At 68.9% G+C, this 12,025-nt stretch carries 12 protein-coding genes; 7 read left to right on the top strand and 5 right to left on the bottom strand.

From position 1 onward, the window contains the following. The first annotated feature begins 4 nt into the window (after positions 1-4). Positions 5-709, top strand: a complete 705-nt coding sequence (locus C7C57_RS00975) for an NADPH-dependent F420 reductase (protein WP_187977256.1) — start codon at positions 5-7, stop codon at positions 707-709. Between the two features lie 66 nt (positions 710-775). Here the strand turns inward: C7C57_RS00975 and C7C57_RS00970 are convergent, their stop codons facing one another. Next, complete coding sequence (locus C7C57_RS00970; protein WP_187977255.1) at positions 776-2,026, bottom strand: MFS transporter; 1,251 nt, start codon at positions 2,024-2,026, stop codon at positions 776-778. Between the two features lie 116 nt (positions 2,027-2,142). On the opposite strand from C7C57_RS00970, the gene C7C57_RS00965 reads away from it, so the two are divergent. Both C7C57_RS00965 and C7C57_RS00960 read left to right on the top strand, forming a co-directional pair. Continuing rightward, complete coding sequence (locus C7C57_RS00965; RefSeq protein ID WP_187977254.1) at positions 2,143-2,511, top strand: MerR family DNA-binding transcriptional regulator; 369 nt, start codon at positions 2,143-2,145, stop codon at positions 2,509-2,511. 99 nt (positions 2,512-2,610) lie between these two features. Then, on the top strand, positions 2,611-3,711 hold the full coding sequence (locus C7C57_RS00960) for a DNA alkylation repair protein (protein WP_187977253.1): 1,101 nt from the start codon (positions 2,611-2,613) through the stop codon (positions 3,709-3,711). On the opposite strand, the gene C7C57_RS00955 is transcribed toward C7C57_RS00960, so the two are convergent. Continuing rightward, the gene (locus C7C57_RS00955) at positions 3,708-4,283 is read right to left on the bottom strand and encodes a hypothetical protein (RefSeq protein ID WP_187977252.1); all 576 of its coding nucleotides are present in this window, start codon (positions 4,281-4,283) and stop codon (positions 3,708-3,710) included. The genes C7C57_RS00960 and C7C57_RS00955 overlap by 4 nt on opposite strands. A gap of 82 nt (positions 4,284-4,365) precedes the next feature. Between C7C57_RS00955 and C7C57_RS00950 the strand changes: the two genes are divergently transcribed. Together C7C57_RS00950 and C7C57_RS00945 are read left to right on the top strand one after the other, a co-directional pair. Then, complete coding sequence (locus tag C7C57_RS00950) at positions 4,366-4,869, top strand: helix-turn-helix domain-containing protein (RefSeq protein WP_187977251.1); 504 nt, start codon at positions 4,366-4,368, stop codon at positions 4,867-4,869. After that, positions 4,866-5,273 (top strand): NUDIX domain-containing protein, encoded by a 408-nt coding sequence (locus C7C57_RS00945; protein WP_187977250.1) that lies wholly within the window; start codon positions 4,866-4,868, stop codon positions 5,271-5,273. Before C7C57_RS00950 ends, C7C57_RS00945 begins: the two co-directional genes overlap by 4 nt. Before the next feature lie 62 nt (positions 5,274-5,335). On the opposite strand, the gene C7C57_RS00940 is transcribed toward C7C57_RS00945, so the two are convergent. Further along, on the bottom strand, positions 5,336-5,920 hold the full coding sequence (locus C7C57_RS00940; protein WP_187977249.1) for a DUF1349 domain-containing protein: 585 nt from the start codon (positions 5,918-5,920) through the stop codon (positions 5,336-5,338). 115 nt (positions 5,921-6,035) lie between these two features. Here C7C57_RS00940 and C7C57_RS00935 point away from each other — a divergent pair, with 115 nt between their 5' ends. Next, positions 6,036-7,805, top strand: a complete 1,770-nt coding sequence (locus C7C57_RS00935) for an ABC transporter ATP-binding protein (RefSeq protein ID WP_187977248.1) — start codon at positions 6,036-6,038, stop codon at positions 7,803-7,805. On the opposite strand, the gene C7C57_RS00930 is transcribed toward C7C57_RS00935, so the two are convergent. Continuing rightward, positions 7,802-9,544, bottom strand: a complete 1,743-nt coding sequence (locus C7C57_RS00930; protein WP_255505736.1) for a cell wall metabolism sensor histidine kinase WalK — start codon at positions 9,542-9,544, stop codon at positions 7,802-7,804. The genes C7C57_RS00935 and C7C57_RS00930 overlap by 4 nt on opposite strands. A 5-nt stretch (positions 9,545-9,549) precedes the next feature. Beyond that, complete coding sequence (locus C7C57_RS00925; RefSeq protein WP_030147788.1) at positions 9,550-10,314, bottom strand: response regulator transcription factor; 765 nt, start codon at positions 10,312-10,314, stop codon at positions 9,550-9,552. Between the two features lie 270 nt (positions 10,315-10,584). Here C7C57_RS00925 and C7C57_RS00920 point away from each other — a divergent pair, with 270 nt between their 5' ends. After that, complete coding sequence (locus C7C57_RS00920; protein WP_370581425.1) at positions 10,585-12,003, top strand: ABC transporter permease; 1,419 nt, start codon at positions 10,585-10,587, stop codon at positions 12,001-12,003. Positions 12,004-12,025: the final 22 nt, after the last annotated feature.

Here is a 12,025-nt window from a genome sequence, read left to right as displayed (position 1 = left end):
CCTCATGACCACACTCGGCATTATCGGCAGCGGACACATCGGCACCGCGGTCGCGACCCTCGCGCAGCGCGCGGGCGTCCAGACCGTGCTGGCAAACTCGCGCGGCCCGGAATCCCTCACGGACAAGGTGGCCGAACTCGGCGACCAGATCTCGGCGGGGACCGTGACCGAAGCTGCCGCGCAGGACATCGTGGTGCTCACCATCCCACTGGTCGCGACCCGGGAGTTCCCGGCCGAGATCCTCGCGGGCAAGGTAGTGATCGACACCAGCAACTATTACCCCTCGCGCGATGGTCGCATCCCCGAGCTTGACTCCAATCAGACCACCGTGAGCGAGCTGCTCTCGGCACACCTCGTCGGCAGCCGCTATGTGAAGGGTTTCAACAACATCGCCGCCCGTCACCTGCCCCAGCTTGCACGTCCGGCCGGGGCCGCGGATCGCTCGGCCCTTCCGCTGGGATCCGATGATCCCGAGGCCCTCGCCCAGGCCACCGCGCTGCTGGACACCCTGGGCTGGGATGCGGTCCCGGTCACCCCGCTGGCCGAAACCTGGCGGGTGGAAACCGACACCATCGCCTACACGACCCCCTACTTCGACCCCGACACCACCGATGCCGGCGGCGAGGACTCGCGTCCGGTCTCGGCCGAATCCCTGCGCGAGACGATCGCCGCGGCGACCCGCGTGGACACCGGCGCCCGCACCGTCTAGAACCACGAATCGTCCCCCGAAACCAGTGGGTTTCGGGGGACGACCGCGTTGTGAGGCGAGCGGAGCCTAGACCGCCACGGGCTCCCGCAGCACCGCCGCATCCTCGGCTCGGAATCCCGCGAGCACCCGCAGCACCGGGATCAGCGCCAGCAGCATCAGCACCGCAGCAATCGGCAGCAGTACCAGCGCACCAATGCCCGCGAGTAACAGTCCGCCGATCAGTCCACCGAGCGCAATCGAGAGGTTCCAGACCGTGACCAGCATGGACTGGGCGGCATCGGCCGCCCGCCCGCCGGCCCGCGCCATGACCACCTGGAACAGCACCGAGTATCCGCCGAACGCGTAGCCCCAAGCTAGCGCTCCGATGATCAGCAGCACGGTGCCGACGGAGGTGGGCACTAGCCCCGGCCAGGCGGCCAGCGCGATCCCCGCCAATCCGATGATGCCCGCGGTGATGGCGGCAACCAGGGTCGCGGTGAGGTAGCGGTCCGAGAGCCGGCCCGACCCGAACGTGCCGATAATCGAGGCGGCCCCGAACAAACCAAACACCAGGCTCGGGTTCAGGCTCACCCCGCCGAAATCGAGGATCGGGGTGAGGTAGGTGTAGCCGAGGTTTTGGCCGATCACGCTCAGGGCGACCGCGGCGAGAACCAGCAGCACCGCGGGGGTGCGCAGCGCGGCGGCCAAGCCCTGCTCGACGGGGATGCGCGCATCCGCTCCCCGGTGAATGCCGGGAACGCGCGGGGCACCCAGCGCGGCAATCACCCCCACGATCACGGTGATGCCGGCGATGATCGCGAAGACCGCCCGCCACCCCATACTCGTCCCGAGCAGCGTCCCCAGCGGCACCCCGACGGCAAACGACATGGTGCCGCCGATAAACGCGACACCGAGCGTCGCGCCAAGACGGCCGGGTCCGGTAAAGCCGCGAACATAGCCGGGGATCATCGCCCACACCACCCCCGCGGCCAGCCCCGCCACAAAGCGGGTGCCCAGGTGGGTGATGATTTCCGGAGCCACCGCGGTGCCGAGGTTGGCCAGCGCCGAGACCACCAGCACCCCGATCAGCAGCGAACGGCGGTTCCAGGTGGCGGTGGCCCGGGTCAGCGGAATCGCGGCGACGATGCAGCCGATCGCAAACGCCACGATCCCCTGACCGGCCAGCGACACCGAGACGCCGAGGTCCCGGGCAATCTGGGGAAGCAGACCGGCCGGGAGGATCTCGGTGAGCAGCGTAATAAAACCCACGCCGGCCAGCAGAATCGCGGCGGGGAGGGGACGAACGGGCCGGGCACTCCGGCCCACAAAAGAACTCATGGCCCCAGCATGAACGGCTACCACTAGTGGCAGGGTCAAGTCCGCCTCGCCCACCCGCGGGAATGGGCACGAGGACCCCGCGGTTATGCCCGGTACGTCCGCACCGAAGGAGACCCATGCAGATCGGCGAGCTTGCCACCCGCACCGACACCTCGCCGCGCCTGCTGCGCTACTACGAGGAGCAGGGCCTGCTGCATGCCGGGCGCGACGCCAACGACTATCGCATCTACGATGCCGAGACCGCGGTGGACACCGTCAACAAGATCCGATGCCTGCTCGGTGCCGGGGTCCCCACCCGGCTAATTCCGCTGCTGCTGCCGAGTGTGGATCCGGAAAAGTCGGTGTTTGACACCCCGATCGACCCGGACATTCGCACCGAGTTGGAGGGCTACCGGCAGCGCCTGTATGAGCGGCAGGTGCGGGTGAGCGCGAGCCTCACCGCGATCGATGAGTATCTGGATCGCACCTGCACCACCGCGCACTAGCCACCCCAACCGGCCCTTCCCTCGCCGAGGGCGGCACCGACACCCGGGTGTCACACGCCCCGGCTAGGCTGAGCGAACACCTCACCCCCGGGAGATCCCATGCCCTTTGCCGATGAACTACTCGGCCACCAGGCGCTGCGCGCGCTGGAAACCTCGCTGCGAGAGGCCGGGCTGGGGCACTCCCCCGCGCTCACAGCGATCGATGCGGACACCCTGAGCTCGCTCACCCTGCGCGAGCGCACCGACCTGATTCGCGATGCCATTCTGGCCGATGTGCCCGGCGACTTCGCGGTGCTGTCGCGCCTCGTTCACGCGGCAGCCGAGGCACCCACGCCTCCGAGCGGCTGGGGAGTCTGGCCGCTCACCGAGGCCGTGACCTCGCGCGCCCTGGCCACCGATCCCGATACCCACCTGCCCGAGGCGCTGGCGATTCAGGCGGCGCTGACCCCGGGACTCACCGCCGAGTGGGGGATCCGCGGGCTGCTGCGGCACGACCTGCACCGGGCGCTCGGCATCATCCAGACCTGGACATCCCATCCGGATGAGCACGTGCGTCGCCTGGCCTCCGAGGGAACCCGCGCGTATCTGCCGTGGGGTGTGCGGGTGCCGCAGATCATCGCCGAGCCCGAATCGACCCTGCCGATCCTGCACGCGCTCTACCGCGATCCCAGCGAGTACGTGCGCCGCTCGGTGGCCAACCACCTCAACGACATTGCCCGGCACCGCCCCGACCTGGTGACCGAGACCACGGCCGCCTGGCTCGCCGATCCCGATGAAAACACCGCCTGGCTGGTCAAGCACGCGCTGCGCACCCTGATCAAAAAGGGTGATCCGACGGCGCTCGCCCAGCTGGGCTTCGCCCCCGCGGCGGCCGAGGTGAGTGCGTTGGAACTGACCTCCGAGCGGGTGCCCGCGGGCGGAACGATCGGCTTCTCGGCGACCGTGACCAACACCGGATCGAGCGCCACCAAGCTGGCGATCGACTACGTGATCCACTTCCAGAAGGCCAACGGCACCCTGGCCCCCAAGACCTTCAAGCTGGTGACCCGCACGCTAGCCCCCGGCGAGCGCATCCGGGTTGCCAAGGAGCACTCGTTCAGGCCGATCACGACCCGGCGCTATCACCCGGGCACGCATGCGGTGGCGCTCCAGGTGAACGGGGTCGCCTTCGAGCAGGCGGCCTTCGAGTTAGACGCCTAGCAGGAGTCTCCCCAGACCGGACGCGGAATCGCGGGATCGGAAACGTCGTACATCAGGGTGGCCGACTCGCGCGGCGACTGGTCACGAACGTAGAGCCGTCGGGCTTCAAACTCGGGTTCGGAGAGCGTCTGGTCACCCTCTAGCCACAGCCTCACGTTCCAGGATCCGCGCAGCTCGGGGCGCAGTAGAAAGGCACCATCAACCACCAGGACGGCGTCCTCGGGGGCGACATTGGTGTCGCCGGGAAGCTGCCCGCGCTGGCGGAACCCGGCAAGAATCTCCGAGCGCACCCGCTCATAGTCGACCCGGCGGCGATAGAGCGCGGCCCCCGAGGTGGCATCCACGGGGTCGGCAACCTGCGTATCCTCCACCAACCGGTCGATACTCACCCGCACGGCGGCGCGGCCGCGACCCCGCAGGCCGGCACCGAGGGCGTCGGCAAACGCGCGGGTGGCGTCGGGATCCGCCCCGTCGACTGCGACCAGGACGCGGCTCCCCTGGCGATTTTCCAGGATGATCCCGGCGAGCTCATCGAAGGGCGTGGACTCGGGGGCGACAGAATCACTTTTCACACCGCAACGCTAGCAGAATTTAGTACTATGACAGTAGTTAAATTTGATTCTCTGATCGAACCAGGTGGGGTAGGCTCGGGGGATGGCCCTGGGAACCACTTACGACATGGAAGACTGCGCGATCGCCACCACGCTCGACATCGTGGGGGAGCGCTGGACGCTGCTCATCATCAGTCACGTGTTTTTCGGCCTGCGCCGATACACCGATATCCGCACGCGTCTGGGGGTCTCCCCGGCCATGCTCACCCAGCGCCTGAACCGACTCATCGAGGCGGGGATCCTCGCCCGAACCCCGGGCCGCGGCGTCCACGAGGAGTACACGCTCACCCCGCGCGGCGAGGATCTCTGGCCCGTCGTCTCCGGACTGGCCGGTTGGGGCAATGACAACGGTCTCGACCCGAAGTATCGCCAGGACTTCACGCACGCTCGCTGCGGTACGGTCCTGGATCGGGCCGGGTTCTGCCCCGCCTGCACCCTGGTTCCCCCGGCCCGCGATGTGGTGCGCCTCCCGCGACCCGTGGACCTCGAGCCCGCGCCCTCCACGCCCGCGTCCGCGCGGCGCCTGCTGGAAGCCGCACGCCCGTGATCGCCGGCGAACCCCGAGTGGGCTGCGGTGCGGCGATTCTTCACGACGGCAAACTGTTGCTAATCCGCCGCAGGCGCGAACCCGAAGCCGGTTTCTGGGGCTTGCCCGGCGGCAAGGTTGACCCGGGCGAAACCGTGCCCGCGGCGATTGCCCGCGAGATTGCCGAGGAGCTGGGCATCACCCTCGGCGACACCACACTGCTGTGTGTGGTGGATCAGATCGACGCCGAAGCGGGCACCCACTGGATCGCCCCGGTCCACCTGGCCCCCACCTTCACCGGCACCCCGCACCTGGTTGAACCCGAGAAGCACGACGGCCTGGACTGGTTCCCCCACGACGCCCTGCCGAGCCCGCTCACCGTGGCCACCGTGCAGGCGGTGGCGGCACTGGAGGCGCGCAGGTAGGAGCGCTTACCCGGCCCGGCGCGATTGAGTGCGGTTCGATTCGGCTGAACGCCTTCCGAAAACTAGTGCAGCTCGGCGTCCGCCGCGTTCTCGGTCCAGCCGAGGAAGGTCGCCGAGAAACCGGCGCGGGTCGGCGCGCAGATCAGCGGACCGGCGGACACGGTGAGTGAACCCGCGAGCGGTGCCACGCGCACCAGACGCCACGGTTCGGCATCCACCCGGGCGCGCACGGTGACCGAGGTCTCGTCGCGGCTCACCCGGATCGTGATGACGCGGGCGTTCCACTCGGGGACCGGTGCCACCGACCAGTCTGAGTTGACGTGGGTCACGACAGCGCCGAGCTGGAGCGCACCGTCGGCAAACTCGACGCCCGCCTTGATCCAGGTGTCCTCGGCCGCCCGCAGGAATACGCCCGCCTGGTCAAACTGTTCGGAGAACTCGGCACTGAAGGACACCTCGACCGCGCGACCCACCGCAAACGGCGTGATCAGCGCGTGCTCGGTATCGTGCACAAACCCGTAGGAGGTGTGCCGCCAGGCGTCGCTGCCCTCCACCGCCTCCACGAGGAGACCGGCGTCGGTCTCGGTGGCGGACACCGGGGCGGTGGTCCAGGTTCCGGCACTCCAGGGGATCAGGCGGTCGGTCATCGGGGCTCCTTCACTCACGCGATCCGAGGAAAGGTCGCTCTCAGTAGGCTATCGCCGACCCGGGCAAAAGCGAGTACTCTCGTGAATCGACCATCGACCCATAAACCGGAACCTCGTGAACGCACCCCACACCTCCCCCATCCCGCTGCCGCCGCTCGGGCAGAACCCCGGCCGCGCGTTCCTCGGCCTGCTGCGCCCACACCGCGGCAAGCTGCTGCTGGCCGCACTCGCCTTCATCGTCAAGGACAGCCCGCTGTGGCTGATGCCCGTGATTACCGCGCGGGTGATCGACATCGTGGTTGATCGCCGCTCCCTCACCGAACTGGCGATTGCCGCGGGTCTCGCCGTTGTGCTGCTTCTGCAGAACTATCCACTGCATATGACCTTCACCCGCCTCTTTAGTACGGTCACCCGCCGGATCGCCGCCGATCTGCGCAATACCCTGACCGAGCACCTCCAGTCCCTCTCGATCGGCTACCACTCCCGGGCGAGCGCCGCGGTCATCCAGACCAAGGTGGTCCGCGACGTGGAAAACGTCGAGCTGATGATGCAGCAGGCCTTCCCCGCCGCCCTCTCGGCGGTGGCCGCGCTGACCGGTGCGATCATCATGACCGCGATCCAGGTGCCGGCATTTGTGCTGGTGTTCGCGCTGACAGTGCCGATCGCCGTGCTGCTGATGCGCTACGTGCGCGCCCGCTCACGCCACCGCAACGAGGACTTCCGCCGCCAGGTTGAGCAGTTTTCCAAGGGGGTGGGCGAGATGGCCACGCTGATCCCGATCACCCGCGCCCACGGCCTGGAAAAGGTCGCCGTGGAACGCGTCTCCCACCGCACCGAGGAGGTGCGCAGCGCGGGCATCAACCTCGACGTGCTCAACGGTCGGTTCGGCGCGATGTCCTGGGTTGCCTACCAGCTGCTCGGCGTCTTCTGCCTGGTGGCCGCGGCCGCAGCCTCGCTCACCGGCCTGCTGCCGATCACCCCGGGTCAGGTGGTGCTGCTGAGTACCTACTTCACGATCCTCACCGGCGGCATCGTAACCCTGCTGAGCCTGGTGCCCGTGTTCACCCGCGGCCTGGAGTCGATCCGCTCGGTGGGCGAGGTGTTGCAGGATCCCGATGTTGAGGAGAACGACGGCAAGTCCCACATCACCGATGTCGAGGGCGAGCTGCGCTTCGAGGACATTCGCTTCCGCTTCCCCGGGGATCCCCGGGTCGCCATCGACGGTGTCAACCTGACCGTGAACCCCGGCGAAACCATCGCGTTTGTGGGCCCCTCGGGCTCGGGAAAGTCCACGATGCTGAACCTCGTGCTGGGCTTCCTGCGCCCCACGAGCGGCCGGATCCTGCTGGATGGACGCGACCTGGAAACTCTCGACCTGCGCGAGGTGCGCCGGTTCGTGTCGGTGGTGCCACAGGAGTCGGTGCTCTTTGACGGGACCGTGCGTGACAACATCACCTACGGCCTGGAAAACGTCACCGATGAGCGCGTGCTCAAGGCGCTGACCGATGCCCACGCAATGGACATCATCGAGAACCTGCCCCAGGGCTGGGACACGGTTGTCGGTGAGCGCGGGGCAAGCCTGTCCGGCGGTCAGCGGCAGCGCCTGGCGATCGCCCGGGCGCTGGTGCGGGACCCGCGGATCCTGTTCCTCGACGAGGCGACCTCGGCGCTGGACTCCGAATCTGAGTCCCACATCAAGGACGCGCTGGACACGCTGCTGCGCGACCGGACCACCCTGATCGTCGCGCACCGCCTGTCCACGATCCGCTCGGCCGACCGGATCGTGGTGCTGGCCCGCGGCAAGATCGTCGAGATCGGCAGCCACGAGCAGCTGCTCAAGCTCGGTGGACACTATGCCCGCCTGCACGAGGCGCAGAACAGCTAGACCGGGCGTTCGGCGTCTTCCTCGAGCAGCGGCAGAGTGATCGTGAAGACCGTGTTGCCGGGCTCGGAGTCCAGCGCAACGCGACCCCCGTGGGCCTGCACCACCGCGGCGACGATCGACAACCCGAGACCCGAGGTGCCGCTGGTGCCGGCCGTGCGGGTGCGGGACTCGTCCCCGCGCACGAAGCGTTCAAAAACGTGGTCGCGGACCTTCTCGGAAACCCCGGGACCATCGTCGCGCACCTCGATGACCGCCTCCCCGTCCACCACCGCGAGCCGGGCACCGATGTGGGTACCGGCCGGGGTGTGCACGCGGGCGTTGGCCAGCAGATTGACGATGACCTGCTGAATCCGCGGCGCATCCCCCAGCACCCGAATCGGGGCCTCGGGACCCTCGAAGTCCAGCGGATGTTCGGGACCGGCCGCACGTGCATCGTTCACCGCATGGAACACGATATCGGTGAGGTCCACCGGGCGCTGGGTCAGTTCGCGGCCCTCGTCCAGGCGGGCGAGTAGCAGCAGGTCCTCGACGATGCCGGTCATCCGGATCGACTCGGACCCGATCCGCTCGAGCGAGTATGCGATGTCTTCGGGCAGGTCGCCACCGATGCGGCGGGCCAGCTCGGAGTAGCCGCGGATCGAGGCCAGCGGGGTGCGCAGCTCGTGGCTGGCATCCGAGACGAATCGGCGCAGCTTCACCTCGCCCGCGCGGCGCACCCGCAGCGACTCCTCCACGTGCCCGAGCATCCGGTTGAGCGAGGCACCCACTCGACCAACCTCGGTGCGCTCGTCGGCGTCCTTTTCGGGTACCCGCACCCGCAGCGCCGCCTCGGTCCGGTCCTCGGCCTGCGCGGCACGACGGGCGGATTCGGAGGCCTGCGCGCGGGCGGGCAGGTCGATCTCGCTCGAGTAGGTCCCGACCTGCGTGGGGGACTCGGCGTCCGCGGTTCCTCCGGAACCGGGCGTGCTCCACGGACGCAGCCCGGGCAGGCGACGTCCCGGCGGGGCGGGGGTGCCCTCGGATTCCTCGTCCATCGGGGTCCCGAGCGACAGCCGGGACACCTCGGCGGCCGTGGCGGCCACCCGGTCCAGCGGACGCAGCGCCAGCCGGATCACCAGGTAGGCGGCCCCCACCGTCAGCAGCAGCACGGCGGCGGCCAGGGCCAGGATCGCGCGGGTCAGCTGGGAGAGGGTCAGCTCGGTCGCGGCCATCGGCAGTCCCACCACGCTCACGCCCGGACGCAGGGTGGTCTGGGAGACCAACACCTGCACGTCCCGAGCCAGGATGCGGTAGTTGCCGAGGCCCGGAATGTTCACGGTGACCGGTTCGTTTTTGCCCAGGGCCGCCAGGATCGCGCGGTTTTGGGCATCGTCCAGGGGTTCGGGGACCGCGTCGGCGCTGAGCGCGGCCGAGCGCACGGCCACGCCGTCCACCACGAGCACGCCGAGCGCGCCGGGGCCGGTGCCCGGGTCGCCGAGGAACGACTGGTTCTGAGGATCGGCGACCCCCGGATTGCGGTCGGGCCGCTGCACCAGGTGTTGCAGCTGCTCATCCACCCGGTTTTCCAGCAGGTTGCCCACGGTCAAGACCGCGGCCCCGCCGATCAGGGTCGAGGCCAGCGCGATGCCGGCGATCACGATCAGTAGGATCCGCTGGCGCAGCGTCAGCACCCGCCGCTTTTTGGTGGCGGCGGGCAGGGGTGGACGCGGCGGAATGTCCGTGAGATCCGCGGTGGCCATGTCGCTCACTCGCCGGCGATCCGCGCCGGTTTGATCATGTAGCCCACGCCCCGGGAGGTGTGGATCATCGGTTCGCGGCCCGCGTCGATCTTGCGACGCAGATAGGAGATGTAGAGCTCCACGATGCTGGTGCGTCCATCGAACTCGTAGTTCCAGACGCGGTCGAGGATCTGCATCTTGGAGAGCAGTCGGCGCGGATTACGCATCAGGTAGCGCAGCAGCTCAAACTCGGTCGCGGTGAGGTCGATGGGCACGCCGCCGCGCTCCACCTCGTGGGAGTCCTCGTTGAGGATCAGGTCGCCCACCTGCACCAGCGGGCCGACCTGCTCGGGGGTGACCAGGGCCGCGCGGCGCAGCAGACCACGGATGCGCGCGACGAGCTCCTCGAGGCTGAAGGGCTTGGTGACGTAGTCGTCGCCGCCCGCGGTGAGCCCGGCGATGCGATCGTCGAGGGCGTCCTTGGCGGTGAGGAAGAGGACGGGCAGGTCGGCGTCGCGGGCGCGCAGGCGGCCGAGGATGCTCAGGCCATCGAGGTCGGGGAGCATGATGTCCAGGATGACCAGGTCGGGATTGAACTTGCGGGCGGTGGCCAGCGCGGTCGCGCCGTCCCCGGCGGTCTCCACCTCCCAGCCCTCATACCGCAGCGCCATGCGCAGCAGATCGGTCAGGGAGGGCTCATCATCCACCACGAGGATGCGCAGGGCCCCGCCATCGGCACGGGTCATCGCGCTCAGGGGCACGGCGGGTCTAAAGCTGCTGCTATCGCTCATTCCTCCAGTATCCGCGCAAACCTATGAGAAACCTATGCGCAGCGTGGATGTGGACTGTATGAGGCAAAAATGTCCGAACCTGCGACTGACCTCGCCCCCATAAACAAAACATAAAGATTCATAAGTTACGCATAGCCTCCCCTTGATCTGGGCACAGGGACGCTGCCTAGGTTCGGTTTCGCGGCACCCGGCCGCGGAAAGCGAGACCCAGCAGTGTTCCTGACCTCCCTGCGCCGAGAACTCCTCGGGCGTAAAAAACAAACCCTCATCGTGTCCCTCGGGCTCGCACTCGCGATCGCCCTCGTGGTGCTCGTCGGCGGGGTCTCCGCCGGAATCGCCAACGCCCAGTCCAAGGTGCTGACCGGACTCTACGGCGTCGGCACCGACGTCACCGTGACCGCCGAGCCCCAGGCGCCCGGCACCGCTCCCGGAACCGGACAGCAGTTCAGCTTCGCCGGCGGGGCACCCGGCACCGGCGGCGACACCAACGTGTCCACCTCCCGCCTGGTTGCCGCCCGCGGAGCCGGCACCCTGGACCAGACCCTGGTCAAGACCGCCGGTACCGTGACCGGCGTTAAGGACGCCAGCGGCGCCCTGGCCCTCAACAACATCACCTTCGGCGGCACCTTCTCCGGCGCGACGCCGGGCACCGAGAACCGCCGCGGGCAGGTCGAGGGCGGCCGCACCGGCGGCGGCAATTTCAACGTCGACACGATCTCGGTCCTGGGCCTCGACCCGGCCGCCACGATCGGTCCGATTGCCGGAGACAAAACCACCTCGGGTCGCGCGCTGACCACCTCGGATGCGGCGGCGAACGTCGCCGTCCTCGATTCGACCTACGCAACCACCGCGAGCCTCGCCGTGGGCGGGACCGTCTCGCTCGGCGGCACCGCATTCTCGATCGTCGGCATCGTCGACGACTCGGGCGACCCCGGGGCGGCCAACGTCTACATCCCGCTGGGGGTTGCCCAGCAGCTCTCCGGCGAAACCGGCAAGGTCAGCACGATCTACGTCCAGGCCACCTCGGCCGATACGATCCCCGCGACCAGCGCGGCCCTCACCAAGGCCCTGACCGGAACCAAGGTCTCGACCCAGGCCGACCTCGCCGCCGGCATCTCCGGATCCCTCGGCAGCGCGGCCAGCCTGGTCGCCTCCCTCGGCACCTGGCTCTCGATCATCGTCTTGGCGGCCGCCGTGCTGCTGGCGATCCTCTTCACCGTCTCCGGGGTGACCCGCCGCACCCGTGAGTTTGGCACCCTCAAGGCCATCGGCTGGAGCAACCGCCGCGTGGTCGGTCAGGTGGCCGGCGAATCGGTGGTTCAGGCCCTGTTCGGCGCGGTTGTCGGTGTGGTTCTGGGTCTTGTCGGCACCATGATCGTCAACTCAATCGCCCCGACCGTGGGGGCCTCAACCCGGGCCGCCGGACGCGGATTCGGGGGCGGCGGCACGGGTGGCGGCGGCTTCGGCGGAGGCGCGGGAGCAGGTACCGGGGCCGGTGCCGGAACCGGCGAGGGTGCCCGCGCGGCGGCCGAGCACACCACCAACATCGCGCTGCACCTGCCGTTTGATCCCTCGCTGATCCTGATCGCGGTCGGCCTGGCCGTCCTCGCCGGTCTGCTCGCCGGTGCCATCGGCGGCTGGCGTGCGGCCCGCCTCAGCCCGGCCGCGGCCCTGCGCGCGATCGTCTAGCCCCACTACGCCTAGGAGAAAT

Origin of the sequence: Mycetocola sp. JXN-3, from assembly GCF_014522285.1 — a bacterium.
GTDB classification, from domain to species: domain Bacteria; phylum Actinomycetota; class Actinomycetes; order Actinomycetales; family Microbacteriaceae; genus Mycetocola; species Mycetocola saprophilus.
This window is presented reverse-complemented; position numbering and strand designations above follow the sequence as displayed.

Bases quoted from the DNA above. Each gene is read 5' to 3' on its own strand.
- C7C57_RS00970 (WP_187977255.1), bottom strand. From the start codon at position 2,026: ATGAGTTCTTTTGTGGGCCGGAGTGCCCGGCCCGTTCGTCCCCTCCCC.
- C7C57_RS00965 (WP_187977254.1), top strand. From the start codon at position 2,143: ATGCAGATCGGCGAGCTTGCCACCCGCACCGACACCTCGCCGCGCCTG.
- C7C57_RS00930 (WP_255505736.1), bottom strand. From the start codon at position 9,544: ATGGCCACCGCGGATCTCACGGACATTCCGCCGCGTCCACCCCTGCCC.
- C7C57_RS00940 (WP_187977249.1), bottom strand. From the start codon at position 5,920: ATGACCGACCGCCTGATCCCCTGGAGTGCCGGAACCTGGACCACCGCC.
- C7C57_RS00950 (WP_187977251.1), top strand. From the start codon at position 4,366: ATGGCCCTGGGAACCACTTACGACATGGAAGACTGCGCGATCGCCACC.
- C7C57_RS00975 (WP_187977256.1), top strand. From the start codon at position 5: ATGACCACACTCGGCATTATCGGCAGCGGACACATCGGCACCGCGGTC.
- C7C57_RS00960 (WP_187977253.1), top strand. From the start codon at position 2,611: ATGCCCTTTGCCGATGAACTACTCGGCCACCAGGCGCTGCGCGCGCTG.
- C7C57_RS00925 (WP_030147788.1), bottom strand. From the start codon at position 10,314: ATGAGCGATAGCAGCAGCTTTAGACCCGCCGTGCCCCTGAGCGCGATG.